Consider the following 24,130-nt stretch of genomic DNA (forward strand, 5'->3'; position numbering starts at 1 on the left):
ACCCGCGTTCCGCAACGCGGTAGCGCCGAGCCACGCTCGGCGAGCGCAGCGGGACGCAGAAGCGTGACGACCAGACGGTCGTCACCCACCGGCCGGCGTTGTTACAGCGACGGGTAGTCGGTGTAACCCTCCGCGCCGCCGCCGTACAGCGTGGACTGGTCCAGCTGGGCCAGCGGTGCATCGCGGCGCAGCCGCTCCACCAGGTCCGGATTGGCGATGAACGCGCGGCCGAAAGCCACCGCGTCAGCGTAGCCCGATGTCACGGCTGCCTCGGCACGTGCCTTGTCATAGCCGTTGTTGGCGATCCATGCACCGCCGAAGCGCGAACGCAGCGCCGCGTAGTCGAAGGGAATGTTGTCACGGTCACCGCCGGTCGCCCCTTCGATCACATGCACGAAGGCCAGCCCGTCGATCCCGTCCAGCCGTTCCACGGCACGTTCGAACAGCGGCTGCGGATTGCTGTCGTGCGCATCACCTGCCGGCGTGGTGGGGGACAGGCGCACACCGGTGCGGGCCGCGCCGATGGTGCCGGCGACCGCGCTGACCACTTCGAACAACAGGCGGGTACGGTTCTCGATGCTGCCGCCGTAGGCGTCCTCGCGCTTGTTGCTGCCATCGCGCAGGAACTGGTCGATCAGGTAACCGTTCGCCGCATGGACTTCCACGCCGTCGAAGCCGGCCTCGATGGCGTTGTGCGCGGCCCGGCGGTAGTCCTCGATCAACGCAGGAATCTCGTCCAGGGCGAGCGCGCGCGGCGCTGAAACATCCTCGAAACCGTTGGCGGTGAACGTCTTCGCGTCTGCGCGGATCGCACTGGGCGCGACCGGCACTTCGCCTTCCGGCAGCAGGCTGGTGTGCGAGATGCGGCCGACGTGCCACAGCTGCAGCACGATCTTTCCGCCGCGGGCGTGGACTTCGTCGGTCACTGCCTTCCAGCCCTTCACCTGTGCATCGGTGTAGATGCCCGGTGTGTCCAGGTAGCCCTGGCCCAGCGGACTGATCTGGGTGGCTTCGGCAATGATCAGCCCGGCGCTGGCGCGCTGCCCGTAATACTCGACCGCCAGCGGCGTCGGGACGCGGTCCGGCAGTGCGCGGTTGCGGGTGAGCGGTGCCATCACCACCCGGTTGGCGAGGTCGATCCCGCCCAGGCGGGTTGCAGAGAACAGCAGGTTGTCATCGGTTGGCATCAAGCATCCTTCGTTGGGGGAGGAGGGGCCGTGGCAGGGCCCGTGCGCCGAGCATAGGACCTGGGTTGTTGCAGCGATGGGAAGGCCTGTTGCACACGCCGTGGACGCATGATGCGGGCGCGTCACGCCGTGCGGCGTACGGTTGTCGGCAACGGATGGACGTCCATCCAGACCAACGCAACTGGAGTCGAGCAATGATTGATTACCAACTCAAGGGCAAGGCCGCGATCGTGACCGGCGGTGTGTCCGGGATCGGCCTGGCCGTGGCGGAAATGCTTGCCGCATCCGGTGCCGCCATCTCGGTATGGGACCTCAAGCAGGAGGCGGTCGATGCCACCACCGAAGCGCTGCGCGGCAAGGGTGCAAAAGCGATCGGCATCGCGCTGGACGTCACCGACGAGGCGGCCGTGGAAGCGGCCGTGGCGCGCACCGTGACTGAACTGGGCAGCGTGGATATCGCGGTCAACAACGCCGGCATCGCCGGACCGGCCGCGATCAGCGGCGACTACCCCGTGGACGGCTGGCGCAAGGTCATCGACGTGAACCTGACCAGCGTGTTCCTGTGCCAGCGCGCGCAGATCCAGGCCATGCGCAAGGCCGGCAACGGCGGCAGCATCATCAACATGGCCTCGATCCTGGGCCAGGTGGGGTATGCCGGATCGGTGGCCTACGCGGCAGCCAAGCACGGCGTGGTGGGGCTGACCCAGACCGCCGCATGGGAGCATGCGTCCGACCAGATCCGCATCAACGCGGTCGGCCCTGGTTTCATCAGCACCCCGTTGCTGGAACAGATGGACCCCAAGGTGCGGGCCACGCTGGAAGGCCGGCACGCGCTCAAGCGGCTGGGCACTCCCGAAGAGGTCGCCGCGCTGGTGGCCTGGCTGGCCAGCGATGCGGCCTCGTTCGCCACCGGCACCTACTACGCCATCGATGGCGGTTACCTGGCGCAGTAAGCCAACGGCTTTCACGGTCCTCGCACGGCGTTCCGGCCACCTTCACGGTTTGACCAAGGGAAGACGTGCGATGGATTTCAGCCAGGATATCTCCCTGCTGCTGCGGGTGGCGGCGGCCATGCTGTTCGGTGGGGTCATCGGCTTCGAACGCGAACTGGGCAAGCATGCGGCGGGACTGCGCACGCACATGCTGCTGGCGGGTGCGGCGGCGCTGATCGTCGGGCTCGGTGATTCGGTGGCCGAACACTTCCAGCAGGACCAGTACCGGGACCTGCTGCAGGTTGATCCGATCCGCCTGATCGAGGCCGTGGTGGCATGCGTGGGCTTCATCGCCGCCGGCACCATCATCCGTGGCGCGCGCGATGGCGAGGTCAGCGGCCTCACCACCGCCAGTTCGCTGATCATGTCCGCCGCCGTCGGCATCGCGGTCGGTATCGGCGCGTATGTGATCGCCGCCGGCGTGACACTGATGTGCGTAGTGGTGCTGACCGTGATGCGCAAGGTCGAAAAGAAGCTGTAACCCGGCCATGCGCCGAAAGGTGGATTGCCTGGCGGCGCAGACTGCACCCATAGTCGAGCCATGATCATTTCCGCCTCCACCGACTACCGCGCAGCGGCGCAGCGCCGGCTGCCGCCGTTCCTGTTCCATTACGTGGATGGCGGCGCCTACGCCGAACACACGCTGCGGCGCAACGTGGAGGACCTGGCCGGCATTGCGCTGCGCCAGCGCGTGCTGCGCGACATGTCCGAACTGGACCTGCAGACCGAGCTGTTCGGCGAGACCCTGGCGATGCCGGTGGCGCTGGCGCCGGTCGGCCTGACCGGCATGTTCGCCCGGCGCGGGGAAGTGCAGGCGGCGCGCGCGGCGGCCAGTCGCGGCATCCCCTTCACGCTGTCCACGGTGTCGGTATGCCCGATCGAGGAGGTCGCCCCGGCGATCAACCGGCCGATGTGGTTCCAGCTCTACGTCCTGCGCGATCGTGGCTTCATGCGCGATGCGCTGGAACGCGCACAGGCGGCCGGGGTGACCACGCTGGTGTTCACCGTGGACATGCCGGTGCCCGGCGCGCGCTACCGCGACATGCATTCGGGGATGAGCGGTCCCAATGCCGCATTGCGGCGTGCCGGCCAGGTGCTGGCGCATCCGCGCTGGGCCTGGGACGTGGGGCTGCGCGGGCGCCCGCACGACCTGGGCAACATTTCGGCGTACCGCGGCAACCCGACCGGGCTGGCCGACTACATCGGCTGGCTGGGCAGCAACTTCGATCCCTCGATCAGCTGGAAGGACCTGGAATGGATACGCGCATTCTGGAAAGGACCGATGATCATCAAGGGCATCCTGGATGCGGATGACGCACGCGATGCGCTGCGCTTCGGTGCCGATGGCATCGTGGTGTCCAACCATGGCGGGCGCCAGCTGGATGGCGTGCTGTCGACCGCGCGCGCGTTGCCGGCCATTGCCGATGCGGTAAAGGGCGAGCTGAAGATCCTCGCCGATTCGGGCATCCGCAGTGGACTGGACGTGGTGCGCATGCTGGCGCTGGGCGCCGATGCGGTGCTGCTGGGGCGTGCCTTCGTCTACGCTCTGGCCACCCACGGAGAAGCCGGGGTGGCCAACCTGTTGGACCTGGTGGCCAAGGAGATGCGGGTGGCGATGACCCTCACCGGCGCGCGTCGCATCGCCGACATCGGCCCCGGCCTGCTGGTGCGTGCCGACTGAGCACGGACCGGCGCGGTGCGCACGGCGGTCCGCAGCGCACGGCGGTGATCACGTGGACACTGTCGATGAGTACCGGCAGGCGGTCGTTGCACGGTCCTTGGCCACGGCCGCTGGGCGACGACGCGGTAAACTGCGTGGCCTGCTGCCTTGCTCATGTTTCGTGACCTTACGTTCTGTTTCCCGTTGCCTGCTGCCGATCCTCCTGCCGGCCTGCCTTGCCGCCTGTAGCAGCATTGCGCCAGCGCCGCCGCCGGCCGCCTCCGATGCGCTGTGGCGGGTGATCCAGCGCGACTGCCGGCCCGCCGACCGGCAACCCGGCTGCCTGCTGCTGGATGAAAGTGCGCTGCACCGGCATGTGCTGGTCAAAGACCATCATGGGGCGTACCAGTACCTGCTGATGCCTCTGGACAAGATCAGCGGGATTGAAAGTGCGGCGCTGTACCAGCCGGGTTCGCCGAACTACTTTGCCGCTGCCTGGCAGGCCCGCCGCTTCACCGAACAGGCGCTGGGCCGGCCGCTGCCGCGGCGCTTTGCCAGCCTGGCGTTGAACTCGCCGCACGGGCGCTCGCAGCACCAGCTGCACATCCATGTCGACTGCCTGCGTGGCGAGGTGGCCGAAGGGGTCGCAGCGCAGCTGGCGGGCCTGGACAGCCAGTGGCGCCCGCTGCCGACGCGGTTGCGCGATCACGCCTATCAGGCACTTTACCTGCCCGGCGAGCAGCTCACCGCCAATCCGCTGCACCTGCTGGAACAACGCGTGGGGCTGGCGGCGATAGGCGAGTGGAGCCTGCTGGTGGCCGGTGCCGAGGATGCCGAACGGGGGCCGGGTTTCGTGCTGCTGGCCACCCGGGTCGACCCGGAAAGCGGCAACGAGGCCAGCGCCGAAGAACTGCAGGACCACGCCTGTGCGGCGCTCACCGGCAGTGCCCAGGCGCTGGAACGCGAGCGCTGACCGGAGCCCGTCTCAGTGCGGCAGCGCGCCCTGCAGGTAACTTTCGATCACATAACTGAAAGGCCGCTGCGCACTGTCATGCAGCAGGGCACGGATCTCCAGCACGGTGGCGCCGGCACCATCGCCGCGCGCGGGCCAGTACGTCTGATCATGCAGGGTCTGGCGCTTGAAGCCGAGCGGGGCGACCACCCGGCCGAAGGGTTCGTCACTGCCATCGAGCAGGCCGTTCATCGCCGGCGTCAGCAGCGCGGGCACGTACCAGTTGTCCGCTTCGGACAGCACGCGCTGGCCGCAGGCCAACTGCACGCGCCGGTAGCGCAGCGGCGTGCCGGCGTCTACCTGCAGCGCCCTGCGGACGTCGTCGGGTGCATCGCGCTGCACGCCCTGCACCCGTACCGCGCGGACCCGTGCCTTGCCGGCCAGGCCATGTTCGGCGCACCAGGCTTCCAACGTGGCGGTGGCGCTGCGCCCGGCCAGCACGCGCTGGTGCAGCTGTTCCACATGGTGGCGACCGCTGGCCATTGCCGCTGCGATGGACGCTTCCTGCGCCGGCTCGGTTGCCGCGAAGGCGGCCACGGGCGCGGCGGCCAGCAGCGAAGCAGCCTGCCAGCGGAGTCGGTCGTTGCGGTCGAATGGGCCCATGGACATCTGGAATGAACGCGTGGCGCCTAGTCTACCCGCTCCCGCAGGCGGCCCGCTGCCGGGGTGCCTGGCAGTGGCGGGATGGATGCCTGCGATGCACCGATTTCATTGGCCGTCCGGCCGCGCGAGGCCGTAAGGTCGGCTGCATTCATCGAAGGAGATCCGCATGACGGTCCTGCATGTCCATGGCGCGGTGGATTCCGCCGGCCAGCCGCTGTCGTTCACGATCGAGCACGGGCGGTTCCGCCGCTTCGGTGCCAGCGTGCCGGCCGACGCCGGTGCCGGTGCCGGCGAGGGGATCGACCTGCGCGGGTATACCGTGCTGCCGGCGCTGGTGGACGGCCATATCCATCTGGACAAGAGTTTCGTGGGCGACCATTGGCATCCGCACCAGCCGGTCGCCAGCCTGCGCGAGCGCCTGGCCCAGGAGAAGCGGGCGCTGGCGGCTGCCGCGCCGATGGACGTGCGCGCCGAGGCGTTGATGCGGCAGATCGCCGCGCTGGGTACCGTGGCGGTGCGTTGCCACGTCGATGTGGATGCGACCACCGGCCTGCACAACCTGCACGCGGTGCAGCAGGCGCATGCGCGCTGCGCCGACCTGCTGGACATCCAGTACGTGGCCTTCCCGCAGGCCGGGGTGATGTCCTGCGCCGGTACGGCCGCCGTGCTGCAGCAGGCGCTGGCGGAGGGGGTCGAGGTGGTGGGCGGAATCGATCCGCTGGGCCTGGACGGGGACGTGCAGGGACAGCTTGACCTGCTGTTCGACCTGGCCGACCGGCATGGCGCGCGGATCGACGTGCACCTGCACGAGCCCGGCGAGCAGGGCCTGGCGCAGCTGCTGCAGGTGTGTGCGCGGACCGAAGCGGCCGGGCTGCAGGGCCGGGTGGCGGTCAGCCATGCGTATGCCCTCGGCGAGGTGCCGCTGGCCCGTGCGCAACAGGTGGGCGAGGCGCTGGCACGCGCGCAGGTGGCGATCATGACCAATGCACCGGGCGACCGTCCGTTCCCGCCGGTGGCGGCACTGCATGCGCAGGGCGTGCGGCTGTTTTCCGGCAACGACAACATCCGTGACAGCTGGTGGCCGTATGGCAACGGCGACCTGCTGCAGCGTGCGATGTTGATCGGCTACCGGTCCGGCTTCTACACCGATGCCGAGCTGCAACTGGCGCTGGACATGGTCACCACCCATGCCGCCGCGGTGCTCGGTCTGCCGGCCTATGGCCTGCAGGAAGGCGCGCCGGCGACCTTCGTGGCGGTGCGCGCTGATCACGGCCCGGCCGCGGTGGCGGGGGTGCCTGCGGACCGTATTTCGATGCGCCACGGGCGCTGGATCCTGCCGCCGCGCACCGCCTGAGCAGGCCCGCTCAGCGCGCTTGGCTGTCGACCTGGCGCTTCAGCTCCAGCGCCAGGGCGCGCACGCCATCATCGGCGTTGTCACGGTAGAGGATGCCGATCTCGTAACTGTCGATCACCGGCAGTCCGTGCTCGCCATCGATGATGCGGTGGTCAGCGGTTACCGCGCGCCGTGGCAGCAGGCTGATGCCGATGCCATCGGCCACCGCACCCTGGATGCCGCTCAGCGAGGAACTGGTGAAGGTGATCCTCCAGCGCCTGCCGAGCGTTTCGATCGCATGGATCATCTCATCGCGGTACAGCCCACGCGGCGGGAAGGTGACCAGCGGCAACACGTCCTGGCCTGCGCTGGGCGCGTCCCTGGCGTCGATCCAGTGCATCGGCTCGGGCCAGCAATGCACCGCGGGTCGGCTGTTGCGCCGCTGCTTGACCAGTACCAGGTCCAGCTCACCATGGTCGAAGCCATGCGCCAGGTCGCGGCTCAGGCCGCTGCTGATTTCCAGCCGGACCTGCGGATTGCCGCGGTTGAAAGCAGCCAGCATGCGCGTGGTGGTCGGATTGACGAAATCCTCGGGCACGCCGAGGCGCAGCGTGGTGGCCACCGTTGCGCCGGCCAGCGCCTGCAGCAGTTCGTCGTTCAACCCCAGCATGCGGCGCGCATAGCCCAGCAGCGTCTGGCCGGCGTCGGTCGGCTGCACATCGCGGTGACCGCGTTCCAGCAGCCGATGGCCGGCGAGCTGTTCCAGGCGCCGCACCTTCTGGCTGATGGTGGACTGGGTGGAATGCAGCCGGCTGGCGGCTGCGGTGAAACTGCCGCAGTCGGCGACCATGACCAGCGCGCGCAGCAGGTCCAGTTCAAACAGTGATCTATTTGCCTGGTTCATCGCTGATATTCAATTATTTTGTTTCCGCATGGATAAGGCGACTTCTACCATGGGTCGGCCGGGCATGCCAGCGCGCACGCCTGCCTTTTGTTCCCGCGGCCTGCATGCCGCGCAACCGGATGCCTGCCATGTTTGCCAGAACCCTGTGCCTGCTGACCCTTGCGGTAGCCGGCGTACCCGCTGCGTCGGCGGCTTCGCCACAGCGTGCCGACGTGCTGATCCAGCACGCCACCCTCGTTGACGTTGAAGCGGCACGTACCGTCCCCGGGCAAAGCGTGGCGCTGCGCGGCGAGGACATCGTCGCCGTCGGTGACGATGCGTCCATGGCCGCGCGGTGGACCGCGACGCGGCGCGTGGATGCGGGCAACCGCTACCTGGTTCCGGGGCTGTGGGACATGCACGTGCACTTCGGTGGTGGCCCGGCGTTGATCGAGGAAAACAAGGCGCTGCTTCCGCTGTACATCGCCCATGGCATCACTACCGTGCGCGATGCGTCCGGCGACCTGCCGCAGCAGGTACTGCAATGGCGCGGGCAGATTGCCAGCGGTGCGCTCCAAGGGCCGCGGCTGCTGACCTCCGGCGCCAAGATCGAAGGCCTCAAGCCGGTCTGGAAGGGCACGCTGGAAGTGGGCAGCGAGGCGGACGTGGATGCCGCGATCGCGCAGCTGCGCCGCGACCGGGTGGACTTCGTCAAGATCACCGACAGTACCTTGAAGCCCGAATTGTTCCTGTATGCGGCCAGCGCGGCGCGCAAGGCGGGACTCAAGGCCTCCGGGCACATCCCGATGGCATTGACGGTGGAGCAGGCCGTCGATGCCGGACTGGCGTCCATCGAGCACCTGGATTACGCGTTCAAGGCCGGCAGCCGGGAAGAGGCCGCCATCGCCGCGGACTTCGGGGCCGGGCGGATCGACCGCGCCCAGGCCAACCAGCGACTGGATGCCAGCTTCGATCGGGACACCGCGATGGCGGCGTACCGTGACTTCGCCCGTCGCGGTGTGTTCGTCACGCCCACGCTCAACGGCGGACGCATCCTGGATTTCCTCGACCAGGACGACCACAGCCAGGATCCGTACCTGGCCTACATCGGGCCGGGCCTGCGTGCGACCTACGCATGGCGCGTGGAGCGCGCCGCCAAGGCCACGCCGGCGCAGGTGCAGGCACGCCACCGGCAGTACCACCAGGTGGCCGCCGTGCTGCCGATGCTGCAACAGGCCGGGGTGACGATCATTGCCGGCACCGATGCTGGATTCCTCAATTCGTTCAACTATCCGGGCATCGGGCTGCACCAGGAGCTGCAGCTGTTCGTGCGCGAGGGACTGACGCCGGCGCAGGCACTGGCGGCGGCGACCCGCGCCGGTCCGGCCTGGTTCGGCCAGCTGGGCCGTTACGGTTCGGTGGAAGCGGGCAAGGCCGCCGACCTGGTGCTGCTCGATGCCAACCCGCTGCAGGACATCAGCGCGACCGGGTCGATCAACACCGTGGTGCTGCGTGGACAGGTGCACGACCGGCCCGCGCTGGACGCGATGCTGGAGCAGGTGCGCAGCCAGGTAAAGGCCTGGGACGCGGCGCAGGACGATGCGCCCTCTGATTGATCGGCGCCGCACTCAGTGTTCGCCGGCCTGCGGCGCGCGGGTCGCCGGGGAAGGCGGAAGGGGGGCGTGGCAGGCGCAGCAGCAATTGCCGTGCGCGGGCGGGCGCCCCTGCATCGCACCGGCGAACAGTTCCGCGCCCATGATGCCGGTGGGAAAGGCGATGATGCCGTAGCCGAGCAGGATCGCGCAGCCGGTGATCAGTCGACCCAGCCCGGTCTGCGGGGTGATGTCGCCGTAGCCGGTGGTGCTCATGGTCACCGCGGCCCAGTAGACGCCGACGGGAATGCTGCTGAAGCCATTGCCAGGACCTTCCACCAGGAAGATCACCGTGCCCAGCAGCATGACCAGCAGCACCATCACCCCGATGAACACCAGGATCTTCCGGCGTGCACGGGCCAGGGCATGGCGCAGGTGCCGGGTTTCTTCCAGGTAGACCGGCAACTGCAGGATGCGGAACAGGCGCAGCAGGCGCAGCAGGCGCACATCGGCCAGCACATGCAGCCCGGGCAGCAGCAGGGCCAGGAACACCGGCAGGATCGACAGCAGGTCGACCACGCCGAAAAAGCTGCGTGCGTACTGCCAGGGCCTGCGCAGCAGCCACAGGCGCAGAAGGTATTCGGCAGTGAACAGCGCGGTGAACATCCATTCCAGCGTGTTCAGCAGGCGGCCGTGCTGGCGGTGGACGTCGGCCACGCTGTCGAGCATCAGCACCAGCACGTTGACCACGATCACCACCATCACCGCCGCTTCCAGGCGGCGTGCCACGTGACCGCGGTCGGCGAGGCATCGTGCGGCAGTGCGGAGGTGCGCGAGCAGGGAATTCATGGCAGGGGAGAGGCGACAGGAAAGGATCGAGGGCGGGCAGCTTGGTGGCTCGAGGCGGGGTGCGGAATACAACAAACACGAAAAGGGGCCTATGCTGCTTTCGACTCTGGGCTGGCATTCATCCCTGCAGCAGCGTTGCCTGCAGGGAGGCGCTCCATGCATGCATCGATCGGATGGCTGGCACTGGGTATCTGGGCGTGCTGCACTGCGTTGGCCGGTCCGGTCCAACGCTGTGGCAGCGGTGCCACCGTGCGCTATCAGGACACACCGTGTGCCGCAGGCGAACCGGCGGCGCAGTGGACGGCCCCCGACACCCACGCACCTGCCGCCAGGCCACCCGCCGTACGGCCGCCGCCGGTGCGGCACAGGGCGCCCCGGCCGGTGCCGGGCCGCAGCGTGCTGATTCCCCTGCAGGCCGATCCGCAGGCCTGCAGCCGCGCGCAGCGCGCACGGAAGAACGCGCTGCAGCGCCGCAGCCGACGCGAATCCTATGTCGAGCAGCGGCAGTGGGATGATCGCCTCAGGGATGCCTGCCGCTGATCCTGTACCCGGCACAGCGATTCAGGCGCGTCCTATGGGGAATGAGGACACGTCCGCCTATCGTGCAGGTCATTTCCCCGGAACCCTGTCGCAACCAGGAACGCCGCGCACGGCGCGGGCCTTTCCTGCCTGCACGCTCGAGCATGATCGCCTGTCTGCGGCCCCTCATCGACCTGTGTCGCCCGCGTGGACGGGGCCGTACTGCGCACCGCCGTGCGCCTGGCCCGGTACGTCGGCTCATGCGCCGTCTGCTGAGGGCGGCCGCGACCGCATCGGGGATCCTGTTGGGCATGGCGTTGGCCATCCCGGTGGCATTCGGCGCTCTCGTCGATGCCGGAGGGCCGGGTGCGCTGGCGATCGCCGTCGCGGCGTGTGTGGTGCTGACCGCTGTGGCCTGGCCGTTGCTGGCCCGGCTGGAGCGAGGTATGCCGTGCACGGCAACGCGGTGGGCGCGCCAGGCCGGCAGCGATGAGCTGTTGTTCCGTTCGCTGATCCAGATGACGCCTTGCGGACTGTGCCTGGTAGACACCGCACGGGCGCAGCCGGTGGTCCAGAACGAGCTGATGCGCCGCTATGCCGGCGCGGCCGAACGCTGCGGCATGGACCTGTATGCCGCACTGGTGGAGACGCATGTGCGCGCGCGGTGCGCAGGCGGGCAGGGCGGTGATCCGGATATCGTCGAGTTCGAAGTGTCCCATCCTGCGGCGGGCCCGATACCGGCGCGGCACCTGCTGGTCAGTGCGACCCGGGTGGTGCACGCCCAGCGTCGGGTGCTGTTGTGCGTGTTGCAGGACCTTACCGCGCGGGTTGAACTGCAGCAACAGAAGGACCTGCTGCATGACCAGGCCGAAGCCGCACACCGCGCCAGATCACACCTGCTGGCGGCCATGAGCCACGAGATCCGCACGCCGCTGCATGGCATCCTCGGCCACCTGGAGCTGTTGGCGCGCTCGCGCCTGGACAGCGAACAGCAGGCGCGCCTTCGCCGCATCACCCAGTCCGCCGATTCGCTGCTGCTGATCATCAGTGACGTGCTGGACCTGGAGCGGGTCGAGGCCGACCAGCTGGGCCTGGAGGTGGTCAGCTTCGAGCCGGCCGTGCTGATCGAGGGCGTGGCGCTGTTGTATGCGCCCCTGGCGCAGGGCAAGGGCGTGGACCTGGACATGCTGATCGATCCGCTGCTGGCGCGCCATTATTCCGGTCCGATGGCGCGCATCGAACAGGTGCTGCGCAACCTGGTGGGCAACGCGGTCAAGTTCACGCCTTCCGGCAGGATCGAGATCCGGCTGCTGCGATCACGCCGGCCCGGCGCCCTGCGCTGGGAGGTCGCCGACTCGGGGATAGGCCTGGACACCGCACAGCAGCAGAACCTGTTCGAGCCGTTCTTCCAGGCAGACGCCTCCATCGCCGGCCGCTTCGGCGGATCCGGCCTGGGCCTGTCCCTGTGCCGGCAGCTGTGCCGGGTGATGGGGGGGGACATCGACGTGCAAAGCACCCCGGGGGTGGGCAGCGTGTTCGGATTCGACATCCCGCTGATGGCCGCAGAACGGCCCGGTGACGCTGGCTGCGGGCCGCTGTCAGGCCGTCAGGTTCTGCTGCATTCCCCGGTCATCGGATGGCGTGAGGAGTTGGCGCGCCGCCTGCGTGGCTGGGGCGCCGAGGTGCTGCTGCTGGACAGCGTGGGGCAGCTGGACCTGCAGGGCGACAACGAGCCGTTGCCGCTGGTGGTGTTCGAGCGCAACCAGCGCGTCGCCGGTCCAGCAAGGCCTGCGGGGGTGGAGCGCATCGTGCGGGTACGCAGCGATGGTCCCCTGCGTGCGGCGCTGCGGGAGGGCACATGGCAGGTGTCGGCCTATTCGGCCGCCTCGCTGCTGCAGGTGCTGCTGGACGCAGGCGGCCGCGGCGATGGGGCGCCAGAGGGGTGAACCGATGGCAACCCCCGCAGTGATCGGCTAGATTCGAGCCGCGCAGTCGCGCAAAGGAAACCGGCTTGGATACGTTGCCCACCAGTGTTGCATCGGCCGTGCAGGGACGCTCCCTGTTGTCGTCGCTGCGCCGCCACCAGCGCAGGCTGTTGCTGGGCGGCGGAGGGCTCGTCAGCCTGTTGATCCTGGCAACCCTGCTGGTGGCGGTGCTGTCCGACATCGATGCATTCCATGCTGCGCAGCAGCGGAAGTTTGCCGAAGCGCGTGCATCGGTGGACTATTTCCTGTTCCAGCGCGACCGCGCCTACGCGGCCAACATCAACGGCAGCGAGGCCCTGTGGAACGGGCAACAGGCCCCGTTGCAGGCGCAGGGACGGCCGCTGGCGGACCGCTTCCTTGCCGCTGGCAGCCAACTGGTGGTACGGGCGGAGGGACGCACCGCGGTACCGTGGCTGGTACTGGGCGCGAAGGACAATCCACTGCCTCGACCACAGCTGGACGCCTATCTGGGCATCATGGTCGAGTACTCGGCCTATACCGCATCCACGGTGACCGCATTGCGTGCATCGGGACCGGTCACGATGTACCTCTACGAACCGCAGGGACGCCTGCTGGCGGTGGCCGGGGTGGCTGACGAGGCCCAACTGCTGCGCGCGTTGCGGGTCGGCAGCCGCGAAGAAGCCTTCACCCGGTTGCTGGTCAATGAAGAAAGGGCCCGCGCGATGCGACCGTTGGCGGGGCCGGTGGAAAGTGCGGCGGCCAGTGGCCGGTTGATCTCGCGCTTTGATACCAATCCAATCACCGGGCAGCCGTCGCTGGTCGGCGTGCAGACCTTGCTGCAGGGGCGTGAACCCGCCTTCCGGCGCATCGTTTTCGAGCCGGTCCAGACCATCAAGGCGCGGCTGGACGAGCGCGTATCCGGTGCTTACGCCGTGGTCACCCGTGACGGACGTACGGTGCTGCGCAGTGCCGGGATGCCACGCGATGTCAGTCCCGCGCTGGCGGGGCGGATCGCCGGCAGCGGCGGCGGCGACGGGCGCTTGCACAGGGGTGGCGAGTTCATCGTGCATGGGCCGGTACGCGGGGTGGACTGGACCGTCCTGCACTTCTATGGCTGGGGTGATCTGTGGCATGAAAAAGGTGGGCGGATGCTGGCCCAGGCGCTGGCGTCGGCGGTCATCCTGCTGGCGTTGTGGCTGCTGCTGCTGCGGCTGCACCGGCGCGTGTTCACTCCCGCCCTGGCGGACGCTGCACGGGTGTATGAAAGCGAGGCGCTGAGCAGGGTGATCATCGATACTTCGCCGGTGGGACTGGTGCTGATCGATCCGTCCAGCGGTGAGCCGCTGGTGGAAAACGAACCAGCCCGGCAGATGGCCGCACTGGTGGCCGCCGACGGCGATGCGCTCTACACACTGTTGGCCACGCATGCGCGTACCGCAGCCGGTGCCGGTGCGGGTGCGGGTGCGGGTGCTGCGCTTGAGTTCCAGTGGAATGCCGCGGGTGCTGCCCGGCATGCGCTTGAACTGCAGGTGTCGATGGCCCCGGCGTCGTTCCGCGACCGGCCGGTCTGGGTTTGTGCCCTGCGTGACGTCACCGCGCAGGCCGAGCTGGAACGCACCCTGCGCGATGCGCGCAGCGATGCCGAACGCGCGCGCGCTGCCGCCGAGTCGGCATCGCAGGCCAAATCCGCGTTCGTTGCCACGATGAGCCACGAAATACGCACTCCGCTCAACGGCGTGCTGGGCCATCTGGAACTGCTCGCGCGCTCACCGATGCAACCGGCGCAGCAGGAGCGCGTGGAGCGCATCCGGCTATCGGCCGATGCGCTGCTCGGCATCATCAGTGACGTGCTGGATTTTTCCAAGATCGAAGCCGGGCAGCTGGACATCGACCCGGTGGCGTTCGAGCCGCGGTCGTTGATCGAACAGTCGGCGCTGCTGTTCTCGGCGCAGGCCCAGCGCAAGGGCGTGAAGCTGTACTACGCACTGGATCCGGCCCTGGACCGCGTGTTCGTCGCCGATGTGCAGCGCATCCGCCAGGTGCTCAACAACCTGCTGGGCAATGCGGTGAAGTTCACCGAATCGGGCAGGATCGTGGTCAGGGCCGCGCTGCTGGAGCGCCCGACCGCAGCGGATCCGCTGCTGCGGCTGCAGGTGGTGGACTCCGGCATCGGCCTGGCCGAAGACCAGCTGGCGCAGTTGTTCCAGCCCTTCCAGCAGGCCGACGCCAGCATTTCGCGACGCTACGGCGGCAGTGGGCTCGGCTTGGCGCTGTGCCAGCAACTGGCTCGGTTGCTGGGTGGCAGCATCGGCGCGGAAAGCACGCTGGGCGTGGGCAGCGTGTTCACCCTGGACGTACCGGTGCAACGTGGCCGTGCGCCCGCTGCCGCCGTCGCTGCATTGGCCGGGCAGCACATCACGCTGCTGTCGGCCGCGGCGGAGTGGCGGCTGGAAATCGGCGGGCTGCTGCAGCGTGCGGGAGCGGAAGTGACGGTGCTGGAGCAGCCGCCGCTGGAGCCTGTCGACGGCCAGAACGCCACCCTGCTGCTGTTCGGCGAGCGACGCGCGTGGAGCGCCGAGGACGAAGCGGCGCTGGTCGCGCAGCACCGGCACGTGGTGCGTGCCTACGCCAATGGACCGCTTTCGCCGCAGGAGATGCCCGATGGAGTGCATGTCAGCTGCTATGCAGGCCAGGCGCTGCTGCGCGCGCTCGGCGCATTGCATGGCGATCTTCGGGCCACCGGACCCACGCCGTCGGCGTCACCTGCCGTCCCTCGTGGCCGGGTGCTTCTGGTCGAAGACAATCCCATCAACCGTGAATTGATCCAGCAGCAGCTGGAAACGCTGGCGTTCTCCGTGGACACCGCCGAGGACGGCCGGGAAGGCCTGCTGGCGTGGCGGCAGCACGACCACCTGGCGGTGCTGACCGACATCAACATGCCGGTGATGGATGGGTACGCGCTGGCACGTGCCCTGCGCGAACGCGGCGCGTCCGTGCCGATCCTGGCAATCACGGCCACGGCACTGGCCAGCGAACGCGAACGCTGTCGCCAGGCCGGGATAACCGACCTGCTGCTCAAGCCGCTGAACCTGGAAACACTGGCGCGCGTGCTGCAGCAGCATCTCGGTGCGCTGCCGGACGCTGTCAGCGTCGCTGCGGTGCCTGCGGCGTCCGTCGACGACCCTGCGCCAGGCGCAGCGATGGCGCTTCCCGAGCACCTGCGCCGCACGTTCGTCACCAGTTCCGCTGACGACCTCCAGCGCATCACGCGCGCGCGCGCCGACCAGGACGGGCCGGCGCTGCTGGACCGGGTGCATGCGCTGAAGGGCGTGCTGATGATGCTGGGGCAGCAGGCACTCGGCGAGCGATTCAGCGCACTGGAAGCACAGTTGCGCGACGGCGGAACGGCCGACGCGGCGATGCTGGATGCGGCGATCGAAGCGCTGCAGGCGCTGGTGGACCAGCAGGCGGCGCAGCTGGACGTTGGTTGAACGGTCCTGCTGCGGTGCGCGGTCAGGGGGCCGTCGCCGACAGGCCCAGTTCCACGGCGTATTTGAACAGGTCCGCATCGCGTTCGATGCCCAGCTTGGCCATCCCGTTGACCTTCTGCGTGCTGACGGTCTGCTTGCGACGGTCGAGTTTTTCGGCAATCGCGTTGACGCTCCAGCCGGCGACGAACAAGGTCAGTACTTCACGTTCGCGCGGGGACAGGGCAAGGGTGGGGCGCTGGGTACCGCGCGACGGCAGCAGCGGGGCGATGCTCGGGGAGAGATAGCGGCGCCCGACATGCGCGGCCATGACCGCCGCGGCAATGTGGCTTACATCATCGGCCTTGCTCAGGATATGGCTGATTCCTGCTTCAAACAGCGCCTGCACGATCGCGGCCTGGTCCAGACCGGTGAACACCACGATCTGCAGTTCCGGATAGCGCTCGCGCAGCATCTGCAGCAGCGGCAGGCCGTCGCCATGCGCGCCACCAGGCATGGCGAAATCGGTGACCAGGACGTCGCAGGGGTGGGCGTCGAGCAGCGTGATCAGCTCGGTTGAATCGGCGGCGGATCCCACATGGACAAGGGCCGGTACCGTATCGAGCGCGGACTCCACGGCCACCCGGATCAGCGGATGATCGTCTGCCACCACGACGTAGATGGAATTATCGGCCATTCTGGACTCCCGCTTTCGTTGTCAGCCCCTGCAAAATGGGGGCGCGGCGCAACTATATGACAGCTTCGATTGAAGGTGGCATATAGTTCCCGGCATACCCTCTCCGCATGGGCTGACAACGTGTCACTTCGCATAGCGATCGCCGATGATCACCCCGTCCTGTTGGCCGGAATCGCTCATCTGCTCCGGTCCGAGGCCGACCTTGACGTGGTGGGCATGGTCAAGGACTCCACCGCCCTGGTCGCGCTGGTCAGCGGACAGGAAGTGGATGTGGTGGTCACTGATTTTTCAATGCCGCATGGGCAGTACGGCGACGGCATCGCCATGTTGCGGTTCCTGCAACGCCGGTTCCCGCAGACCCGCCTGGTGGTGCTGACCGGCATGGAGAGCCCGCTGGTGCTGAACAACATTCTGGCGGCGGGCGTGGAATGCATCGTCAGCAAGAGCGACCCGATCGATGAAGTGCTGCCTGCGCTGCGGATGGCGTGGGCGCAGGGTGCCTATCTGTCGCCGCAGGTGCGGGCGAGGCTGGCACCCGATGTCGGCACCGACGACGATCAGCAGCGCTTGTCCAAGCGCGAGAAAGAAGTGCTGCGCATGTATGCCGAAGGGCTTTCGGTGATCGAGATCGCCACCCGCATCGGACGCTCGCGCAAGACCATCAGCACGCAGAAGGTGGCGGCGATGCGCAAGCTCGGGCTGGCCACGGATGCCGATGTGTTCCAGTACGCCATCGCCCATGGCCTGGTGAATGCCTCGCAGCAGGCACGCGCCAAGGCGGTCGATGCGGGCTAGGGTTTGGGCCGGGTCCGATTCGCGGCGCATGGCCATGCCTCTATGGTGGCATGCAATGTCGCGGATCCACCGGTGCCGATGTGTTGCCCCTCCCACCTGCCCGTATCGCGCTGATGCTGGCCCGGTTCGCCGAGCTTGACGCAAAAGGTCAGGCTTCCTTCCTGGATACGCTCAACGCCTATCTGTATGCCTCGCCACAGCAACGCACGCACCTGCGCGATGCTTGGTGCCAAGCCGTGGAAGGCGACCCGGGGCGAGGGCATGGCGCCCTTCCGTGCGAGGAGCCGGCAGGCCGGCCCTGAACGCCGATGGCGCCTTGCGGCGCCATCGGAGGGATACCTGGGCAGGATCAGTCGGCCGGCGGGGTGGGCGACGGCGCCTGGCTCGGCGTGGGCAGCGTGGTTTCCGGATTGCCCTGCTGCAGTTGCAGCTGCTGGATGCGCTGCTGCAGCGTACCGAGCTGGCTGTTGCTGCTCTGCAGTTCGGTGCTCAGGCTGACCGCCTGCTGCTGTGCCTGCTGCAGGGCGGTGCTGACCTGCAGCGACTGCGCACGCTCCTGTTCCACCTGCGCCTGCAGGGTGCGCAGGCGCTCTTCGTTGAAGCTGACCAGGCGTTCGGTGTAGCGCTTGCCGGCATCCAGGCGGATGGTGTCGATGTTGACCTGCGCCAGCTGCTCGGTCTGCTGCACGAACGTGCGGTACACGTGCTCGGCATTTTCGACCGAATCGGTCTTGATCACGCGCCAGAAATTCTTTTCCTGGAACAGCGCCACGTAGTAGTTCAGCGTGCTGGGATTGAACAGCAGGCTGGCACCATAGTTGCCGTTGTAGGTGGTTCGCAGCTCGGTCAGCTGCTTGGCGTCCATGAGCTGGCGCAGTTCGTCCACCGAATTGCGCGCTACCGGCGCGGTACGTTCGGCATCCGGCACCGGCGTGCGCTCCGCGCGCGCCGCATGCGCGGCCGGCACCGAAAGGATCATCGCCAGTGCAGCCGCCACGACGCGCGTACGTCGGATGGGCGCTGCCGTCCCTGAGTCATGTCGCATGTATTGGCCACCCACGAGTGGATTAGTGTTGATGTTGATGGTTCCCCATCGGCAGTCTAGCACGCGAAAATCCGCCGCCAATGGCACCTGTGTCGCATTCAGTAGACCAGCTGCGCGCTGTTGCACTGGATCGACTGCACGTGCACGTCGGTGCGGCCCAGCTCAAGCCCGAGCACGTTGGCCAGGGTGGTGGTGAGCAGGGTGCCGATGCCGTTGAGCACCGGCTTGAGCACATCCAGCACCGGCTTGAGCAGGATGCACAGCAGGCCGCGGCAGCTGACCTGGTTGCCCGGTGCGGTGACACCGCTGCCGAGGTACGCATCGAGCACGCCTTCCGGAGCGGTCTGCAGGTAGGACGACAGGTTCTTCTGCACGCAGCTGTTGTAGCCCACCAGGTTGCTGATCAGGCTGTCGCAGCGGTTGATCAGCAGGCCACCGGCGACCGATCCCAGCAGGCCGTTGAGCACGCCCAGGCCCTCGCCGGTCACGGTGGCCTTGAAGCCGTCCCAGACCGGGCCGGTCCTGAAGCAGGTGTTGAGGCCGAGCAGGCTGCAGGCAAAAGGGACGCCGTTGGTCAGCTGCCACTCGGCGAACGGTTCGATGCCGTTGTGTGGCTGGGTGCGGCGCAGGAAGGTCACGGTGTCGTTGACGTTGTAGCGGCCGCCGCCGGGATTGGCCGCCTTCAGCAACTGGTCGGCCAGGTTGTCGGCGGCCTGGCTGGTGCTCATGCCGTTGCTGGCAGGACTGAGCAGGTTGGACAGCACGCGCAGCAGCTCTTCGACGATGTGGCTGACGGTATCGCCGATCAGCAGCGGGTTGATCCGCGTGGAGGCGGTCTCGCCGGCCGCCAGGGTGACCTGCTCGCTCGCCTGCAGTGCATCCAGGCTCAGCTTGTCATTGACCACCGCCGCGCCCAGCAGGGTGATCATCTGCTCGTTCTGCAGGGGGGTACCGCACACGTTGCGGGTTGAAAAGCGATCGGCCTCGGCAACCTTGCCGACGCAGCTGCGCAGTACCGACGCATCCACGCGGATGGTCGCGGTGGGCCGTTCGGCGGTGCACTGCAACGACACCAGCGTGCCCATCGCGTTGGTCACATCGGCATGCACCGGCAGCTTGACCCGGATGCCGAGGTTTCCCAGCAGCTGGCCCAGCCCCAGGCCGAGGATCCGGATGCCGTTGGTGTCCACGTCGGCCACCACGCGTACCTGGGCGTTGTACGCCGTCGCGCCCACTCCGCCGATGCCGATCGACGGCGGTTCCACCACGCCGGTGCGCACGCTGACCGCCTCGCCGAGCAGGTTCAACTGGTTGATCGAAACACCACGCCCGTCGCTGGCGATGGTGATGCCGGTGGTCAGCAGGTCCAGCGCGCTTACATTGGCCTGCAGCGCACTGGAGGCGCTGCCATCGGGCGCCACGACCTTTGCGAACAGGCCGCTGCCGTTGGCATCGCTGCCCAGCTGCACGGCCAGTGCGTCCAGGTCGAGTCGTGTGCCGAGCGCATTGCGCAGCAGGGTGAGGTCGGCCGCGGCGACGCCGCTGCGTGCAAGGACGCTGGCGGTGGCATCGACCAGCCGTCCAAGTGACACCTTGTGCGCGGCCAGCAACGCGTTGAAATCGCCGATGCTGATGTTGGCGTCCACCGGGATGCCCAGCGCCTGCAGCAGGCCGCCGGGGGTGACGCGTGCCTGGGCCAGGCCGTCATAGCCGAGCAGGGTGGTCTGGTCCAGGTCCACGCCGACCAGTTTCAGCGTGCTGCCCAGCGGGGTGTTGCCATTGACCCGCAGCAGTTGCGAGCCAACGCTGAACACCGCGGTGGGGGCGCTGCGCTTGGCCACGGCCTGTGCGCTGATCTGCGGCAGCGATGCGTTCTGGCCGAACAGCGGCAGCACGCTGCGGCTGGCGGTGACCTTGACCGCGTTGAGCGGATGGCTGGCCGAGGCGCCGGCCACGAAATGGTCGGCGGCCGGATGGGTGGCGTTCCAGCTGCCGCACTGGATGGCCAGGACGCCGACGAAGCGGTTCTGGCGTTCGGCGTTGTTGCGTGCCGCGCTGTTGTCGCTGAAGCTGGCGTTGCACAGGTCCAGTCGTTGCGCACCGGCGATCGCCGACAGGTCAGCGACCTTCTGCGCGTCGCGCTTTGCCCAGTACAGGTAGCCGATTTCCACCAGGCCCAGCATCGCTACCAAGCCGATCATCACCAGCAGCATCGTCACCGACATGGCGCCGCGTTGCGGGTGCGGGGAGCCGGGCGTACGCGCACGCTGCATGCTCAGTTGCTCCCGCCCGGGGTGCTCTGGCTGACCGTGTTTTCGAAGTATTCGGGGATCTCGTGTTCGAAGCTCTTCAGGTAGCGGGCATAGCTGGCGTGGGCCTGGTCGCCCAGCACCGGCAGGCTGCGCCCGCCCTGCGCGCCGGACGCCTGCAGGCGCAGCAGGTTGCGGGTGGCATCGCCGGGTTCGGGCCGCGCGGCGCGCTGCACCACCGGCGCGACGGGCACGTCGGCGTAGCGCGGTGGCGGTGGCGGTGCGGCATGCTGCGGTCCGTGTTGCGGCAGGGCCTCGGCCGGCGCAGGTACGGGCGCTGCCGGGGGGGCGTCGGCCGGCGCTGGCACGGTGCGGCCGAGCATGTGACCGGTCACCGGCACCTGCTGTGCAGCGGCGACGCCGGTAGCCAGCAGCAGGGACACGGCCAGCCCGTGCGCGAGGATCAGGGAACGGGTCATCGGATGCTCTCCGTGGCAGGGGTGGGATGGCCGAAGCGTTCCAGCATGGTCGCCGGCAGGGTTGCATCGCCGCGCTCGGCACTGCCCAGCGCAACGGCCGAGACCGCGCGTGGATCAGCGGGCACGCGACGCGGCAGGCTGTCGGCACGTGCGGCGGCCGCTGCGATGGCGGTTGTGGTCTGCGCGGCCGGAGCGGCCGTGGTCGCGATGGCCGGTCGGCGCTGGCGCAGGGCGATGGCCTGGCGCTGGACCTCGGCGCGGGTGGTGTCGCTGACCTTGCCCTGCTGCATCAGGCGCTCGGCTGTTGCGGTGTCATTGCGCAGCAGCGCCCACACCGCCAGGTTGGCGACCGCGCGCGCATCGTCCGGGGCCAGCTCCAGTGCCTGTGCGAGCGGGGCGCGGGCCTGTTCCAACTGACCGGCACGCAACCGCGCATAGCCGAGGTCGCCCAGCACGGCAGTGTCCAGCGGGGTCAGCTGGGCAGCACGTGCGAGCGCGGCCTCGGCCACGGCATCCTGGTCGCGCTGGGCGGCGATCAGGCCCAGGCCATGCCACGCCGCAGCGGCCTGCTCGCCGCGGGTCAAGCCGTCGTAGAGCGTGCCGGCGGCATCCAGCTGGCCGGTGTGGCGCAACGCATCGGCCTGCAGCAGGCGCAATGCCGGGCTGTCGCCATGGCGCTGGCGGAAGGCCTCGATGTGCGCCAGCGAAGCGTAGTAGGCGCCCTGTTTCTGCATCCGCCTGATCAGGTCCAGGTAGGTGCCACGGGTGTCCACCGCATCGGCGCCGGGTTCGGCCAGGCTGGGCGCTGCCTGGCGATAACCGCCGACGCTCTGCGCGCAGGCGGCGAGGGCGAAACAGGAGACAAGGATCAAGGGCCGCAGCATGGCATCACATCCGGGTAAGGGTAGAGGCCAGCGCCATCAGCGCCGGGCCGGAAAGCACCAGCATCAACGCCGGCAGCAGGGTCACCATCATCACCACGGTCATCTTCACCGAGAGCTTGCCGACCTTTTCCTTCAGCGTGTGCCGGCGCTGTTCGCGCAGCCGCACGCTGAACTGCTTCAACGGCTCCTGCACCGCGCCGCCATGCGCATGCACCTGCACGATCAGCTGCATCAGGCTGCGCAGGTCTTCGTCGTCATAGGCTTCGGACAACCGGCGCAGCGACTGCGGGCGGCTGCGGCCGAGGCTGTAGTTGATGTTGGCATCGTGGATCTCCTGGCCGAGCACCGGCAGCGCCGGGCGCAGTTTGTCGCCCAGCGTCTGCAGGCTCTGGTCCATGCTGAAGCCCACGCCCTGCAGCAGGCGCAGCAGGTCGATCAACATCGGCAGTTCGTTGCTGACGCGCTTGCGCCGGCGCGCGGCCCAGACGCCCAGTCCCACCTTCGGCAGCAGCAGGCCGGCAGCCAGCGCGCCGATGCTGGTCAGCAGGCCGGCGACGCCTTCGGTGGGGGCCAGTGCCAGCGCCAGCAGCAGCACCGACACCGCCAGCAGCAGGCGCAGCGCCAGGTAGATGGCCGTGCCGCTGCGGGTGTTCCAGCCTCCCAGGTCCAGCAGCATGCGGTCCTCGCTGGCCAGCAGCGCGCCTTCGATGCGGCTGCCGCTGAACTGCGTGCCGATCGCTTCCAGCCACGCCCATCGGCTGCGCGCGGCCGGCGGCGCGGCCGGCGTAGCCGGCTCACGCGGCTGCAGGGCGGATTGCAGGGTCGCTTCGCTGCGCTGCTGGCGCGAGCCCTGCACCCAGTACGCCACGCCGAGCAGTGCGATACCGGCAGCAAGCAGCACCAGCGCCAGTATCCACCAGGTGGACGGGTTCATCGGTCTGCTCCTGCAGCGGTCGGGAGGCGGGTCATAGGGATTTGGCCAGCCGGTACAGCAGGAAGCCGCCGACCAGCTCCAGTCCCAGCGCCGCCAGCAGGATCTTGTGGCCCTGCGGCTCGCGCAGCATCGGTTCGAAGAAGCCGGGGCTGACCAGTGCCATCAGCAGCGCGCTGATCGGCGGCAGCAGCGCCAGCACCCACGCCGACATCCGCGTTTCGGAGGTGGTCGCCTTCAGTTCCTGCTGGGCCTGGTCCAGGTCGCGCATGAAATCGCTGAGCCGCTGCAGCACCTGGTCGGAGCGGCCACCGATGCGGACGCACACGCCCAGCACCACCGCCAGCACCTCCAGCGCTTCCACCCGCCACGGCGCGGCCGCCTGGGCCAGTGCACGGTCCAGGTCCATGCCGCCGCGTGCATTGCGCAGGGTGGTATCAAGCAGGTCGCGCAGCGGCGCGACGGTCTGGGTGGAGGCGGTCTGGAAGGACATCTGCAGGCTGTTGCCCAGTGCGGTGAGGCGCACCAGGTTGTCGAGGAAATCCGGCAGCTGGCGGATCAGTTTCTGCTGCAGCCGGCCGATGCGTCGCTGCAGCAGCAGCCAGGCCACCAGTGCATACAGCAGCAGGGTCAGCGGGAAGGCCCAGCCGGTTCCCAGCCGCATCGCCGCGAAGCCGGCCAGCGCCAGTCCGGGCACCAGGGCCAGTAGCGGCGCACGCCAGCCGGGCGTCATTCCGGCGCGCAGCAGCGCGGCATCCCAGGGCAGGGCGGGGCGGCCGCCTGCCGTTGCCTTGCCATCGGCGCTGGCAGCACCGGCGGGTGTGGCGGCCACCGCTGCAGGTGCCGCGGTGGTCGCTGCCATCGACACGGCGCTGCGCTGCAGGCGCTGTTCTGCATGGCCCAGCGTGGCCTGCGCGCGCGCGCGTCGCTGCGCGCTGCCCAGCAGCAGCACGGCACCGGCGCCGAGCAGGGCGGCAAGGCTCAGCAGCAGCAGGACGATGCCCATC

21 protein-coding genes are annotated in these 24,130 nt (G+C 68.6%); 10 read left to right on the forward strand and 11 right to left on the reverse strand.

The window, feature by feature from the left end:
• Nucleotides 1–101 precede the first annotated feature (101 nt).
• Nucleotides 102–1,187, reverse strand: a complete 1,086-nt coding sequence (locus RTX79_RS02175) for an alkene reductase (protein WP_312681465.1) — start codon at nt 1,185–1,187, stop codon at nt 102–104.
• A gap of 194 nt (nt 1,188–1,381) precedes the next feature.
• On the opposite strand from RTX79_RS02175, the gene RTX79_RS02180 reads away from it, so the two are divergent.
• The 4 genes from RTX79_RS02180 to RTX79_RS02195 all read left to right on the forward strand — a co-directional run bounded on the left by RTX79_RS02180 (nt 1,382) and on the right by RTX79_RS02195 (nt 4,812).
• Nucleotides 1,382–2,140: an SDR family NAD(P)-dependent oxidoreductase gene (locus RTX79_RS02180; RefSeq protein WP_312681467.1), complete on the forward strand. Its 759-nt coding sequence runs from the start codon at nt 1,382–1,384 to the stop codon at nt 2,138–2,140.
• Between the two features lie 70 nt (nt 2,141–2,210).
• On the forward strand, nt 2,211–2,660 hold the full coding sequence (locus RTX79_RS02185; RefSeq protein WP_057508629.1) for an MgtC/SapB family protein: 450 nt from the start codon (nt 2,211–2,213) through the stop codon (nt 2,658–2,660).
• A gap of 60 nt (nt 2,661–2,720) precedes the next feature.
• A complete protein-coding gene (gene lldD, locus RTX79_RS02190) occupies nt 2,721–3,860 on the forward strand; it encodes an FMN-dependent L-lactate dehydrogenase LldD (protein ID WP_057508630.1) in 1,140 nt (379 codons plus the stop codon).
• A 160-nt stretch (nt 3,861–4,020) separates the two neighbouring features.
• Nucleotides 4,021–4,812 (forward strand): CDP-diacylglycerol diphosphatase, encoded by a 792-nt coding sequence (locus tag RTX79_RS02195; RefSeq protein ID WP_312681471.1) that lies wholly within the window; start codon nt 4,021–4,023, stop codon nt 4,810–4,812.
• A 12-nt stretch (nt 4,813–4,824) separates the two neighbouring features.
• Here the strand turns inward: RTX79_RS02195 and RTX79_RS02200 are convergent, their stop codons facing one another.
• A complete protein-coding gene (locus tag RTX79_RS02200; protein WP_312681473.1) occupies nt 4,825–5,460 on the reverse strand; it encodes a hypothetical protein in 636 nt (211 codons plus the stop codon).
• 160 nt (nt 5,461–5,620) lie between these two features.
• On the opposite strand from RTX79_RS02200, the gene RTX79_RS02205 reads away from it, so the two are divergent.
• A complete protein-coding gene (locus tag RTX79_RS02205) occupies nt 5,621–6,808 on the forward strand; it encodes an amidohydrolase family protein (protein ID WP_312681475.1) in 1,188 nt (395 codons plus the stop codon).
• A gap of 10 nt (nt 6,809–6,818) precedes the next feature.
• Here the strand turns inward: RTX79_RS02205 and RTX79_RS02210 are convergent, their stop codons facing one another.
• Nucleotides 6,819–7,691 carry a LysR substrate-binding domain-containing protein gene (locus tag RTX79_RS02210; protein ID WP_312681477.1) on the reverse strand — a complete coding sequence of 291 codons (873 nt, stop codon included), beginning with the start codon at nt 7,689–7,691 and terminating at the stop codon, nt 6,819–6,821.
• Nucleotides 7,692–7,819: 128 nt separating this feature from the next.
• On the opposite strand from RTX79_RS02210, the gene RTX79_RS02215 reads away from it, so the two are divergent.
• On the forward strand, nt 7,820–9,286 hold the full coding sequence (locus RTX79_RS02215; RefSeq protein WP_312681479.1) for an amidohydrolase family protein: 1,467 nt from the start codon (nt 7,820–7,822) through the stop codon (nt 9,284–9,286).
• Nucleotides 9,287–9,298: 12 nt separating this feature from the next.
• On the opposite strand, the gene RTX79_RS02220 is transcribed toward RTX79_RS02215, so the two are convergent.
• Nucleotides 9,299–10,051, reverse strand: a complete 753-nt coding sequence (locus tag RTX79_RS02220; RefSeq protein ID WP_312681481.1) for a potassium channel family protein — start codon at nt 10,049–10,051, stop codon at nt 9,299–9,301.
• Between the two features lie 216 nt (nt 10,052–10,267).
• Here RTX79_RS02220 and RTX79_RS02225 point away from each other — a divergent pair, with 216 nt between their 5' ends.
• The 3 genes from RTX79_RS02225 to RTX79_RS02235 all read left to right on the forward strand — a co-directional run bounded on the left by RTX79_RS02225 (nt 10,268) and on the right by RTX79_RS02235 (nt 16,067).
• On the forward strand, nt 10,268–10,651 hold the full coding sequence (locus tag RTX79_RS02225) for a hypothetical protein (protein ID WP_312681483.1): 384 nt from the start codon (nt 10,268–10,270) through the stop codon (nt 10,649–10,651).
• Nucleotides 10,652–10,890: 239 nt separating this feature from the next.
• A complete protein-coding gene (locus tag RTX79_RS02230; RefSeq protein WP_312681485.1) occupies nt 10,891–12,576 on the forward strand; it encodes a sensor histidine kinase in 1,686 nt (561 codons plus the stop codon).
• Between the two features lie 65 nt (nt 12,577–12,641).
• On the forward strand, nt 12,642–16,067 hold the full coding sequence (locus RTX79_RS02235; RefSeq protein ID WP_312681487.1) for a hybrid sensor histidine kinase/response regulator: 3,426 nt from the start codon (nt 12,642–12,644) through the stop codon (nt 16,065–16,067).
• Between the two features lie 22 nt (nt 16,068–16,089).
• On the opposite strand, the gene RTX79_RS02240 is transcribed toward RTX79_RS02235, so the two are convergent.
• Nucleotides 16,090–16,740 carry a response regulator transcription factor gene (locus RTX79_RS02240; protein ID WP_309685809.1) on the reverse strand — a complete coding sequence of 217 codons (651 nt, stop codon included), beginning with the start codon at nt 16,738–16,740 and terminating at the stop codon, nt 16,090–16,092.
• Nucleotides 16,741–16,860: 120 nt separating this feature from the next.
• Between RTX79_RS02240 and RTX79_RS02245 the strand changes: the two genes are divergently transcribed.
• Nucleotides 16,861–17,535, forward strand: a complete 675-nt coding sequence (locus RTX79_RS02245) for a response regulator transcription factor (RefSeq protein WP_312681490.1) — start codon at nt 16,861–16,863, stop codon at nt 17,533–17,535.
• 349 nt (nt 17,536–17,884) lie between these two features.
• Here the strand turns inward: RTX79_RS02245 and RTX79_RS02250 are convergent, their stop codons facing one another.
• The 6 genes from RTX79_RS02250 to RTX79_RS02275 all read right to left on the reverse strand — a co-directional run bounded on the left by RTX79_RS02250 (nt 17,885) and on the right by RTX79_RS02275 (nt 24,129).
• Nucleotides 17,885–18,580 (reverse strand): DUF2968 domain-containing protein, encoded by a 696-nt coding sequence (locus tag RTX79_RS02250; RefSeq protein WP_428695931.1) that lies wholly within the window; start codon nt 18,578–18,580, stop codon nt 17,885–17,887.
• Between the two features lie 98 nt (nt 18,581–18,678).
• Entirely contained in the window at nt 18,679–20,853 is a 2,175-nt protein-coding gene (locus RTX79_RS02255) for a TadG family pilus assembly protein (RefSeq protein WP_312681492.1), read from the reverse strand.
• 2 nt (nt 20,854–20,855) lie between these two features.
• Nucleotides 20,856–21,308, reverse strand: a complete 453-nt coding sequence (locus tag RTX79_RS02260; protein ID WP_312681494.1) for a DUF3613 domain-containing protein — start codon at nt 21,306–21,308, stop codon at nt 20,856–20,858.
• Nucleotides 21,305–22,192 (reverse strand): Flp pilus assembly protein TadD, encoded by an 888-nt coding sequence (locus tag RTX79_RS02265; RefSeq protein ID WP_312681496.1) that lies wholly within the window; start codon nt 22,190–22,192, stop codon nt 21,305–21,307. The genes RTX79_RS02260 and RTX79_RS02265 overlap by 4 nt, the downstream gene beginning before the upstream one ends.
• Nucleotides 22,193–22,196: 4 nt before the next feature.
• Complete coding sequence (locus RTX79_RS02270) at nt 22,197–23,126, reverse strand: type II secretion system F family protein (protein WP_312681498.1); 930 nt, start codon at nt 23,124–23,126, stop codon at nt 22,197–22,199.
• Nucleotides 23,127–23,157: 31 nt separating this feature from the next.
• Nucleotides 23,158–24,129 carry a type II secretion system F family protein gene (locus RTX79_RS02275; RefSeq protein ID WP_312681500.1) on the reverse strand — a complete coding sequence of 324 codons (972 nt, stop codon included), beginning with the start codon at nt 24,127–24,129 and terminating at the stop codon, nt 23,158–23,160.
• Nucleotide 24,130 lies beyond the last annotated feature (1 nt).

This window comes from Stenotrophomonas chelatiphaga (assembly GCF_032054965.1).
GTDB lineage: Bacteria > Pseudomonadota > Gammaproteobacteria > Xanthomonadales > Xanthomonadaceae > Stenotrophomonas > Stenotrophomonas chelatiphaga.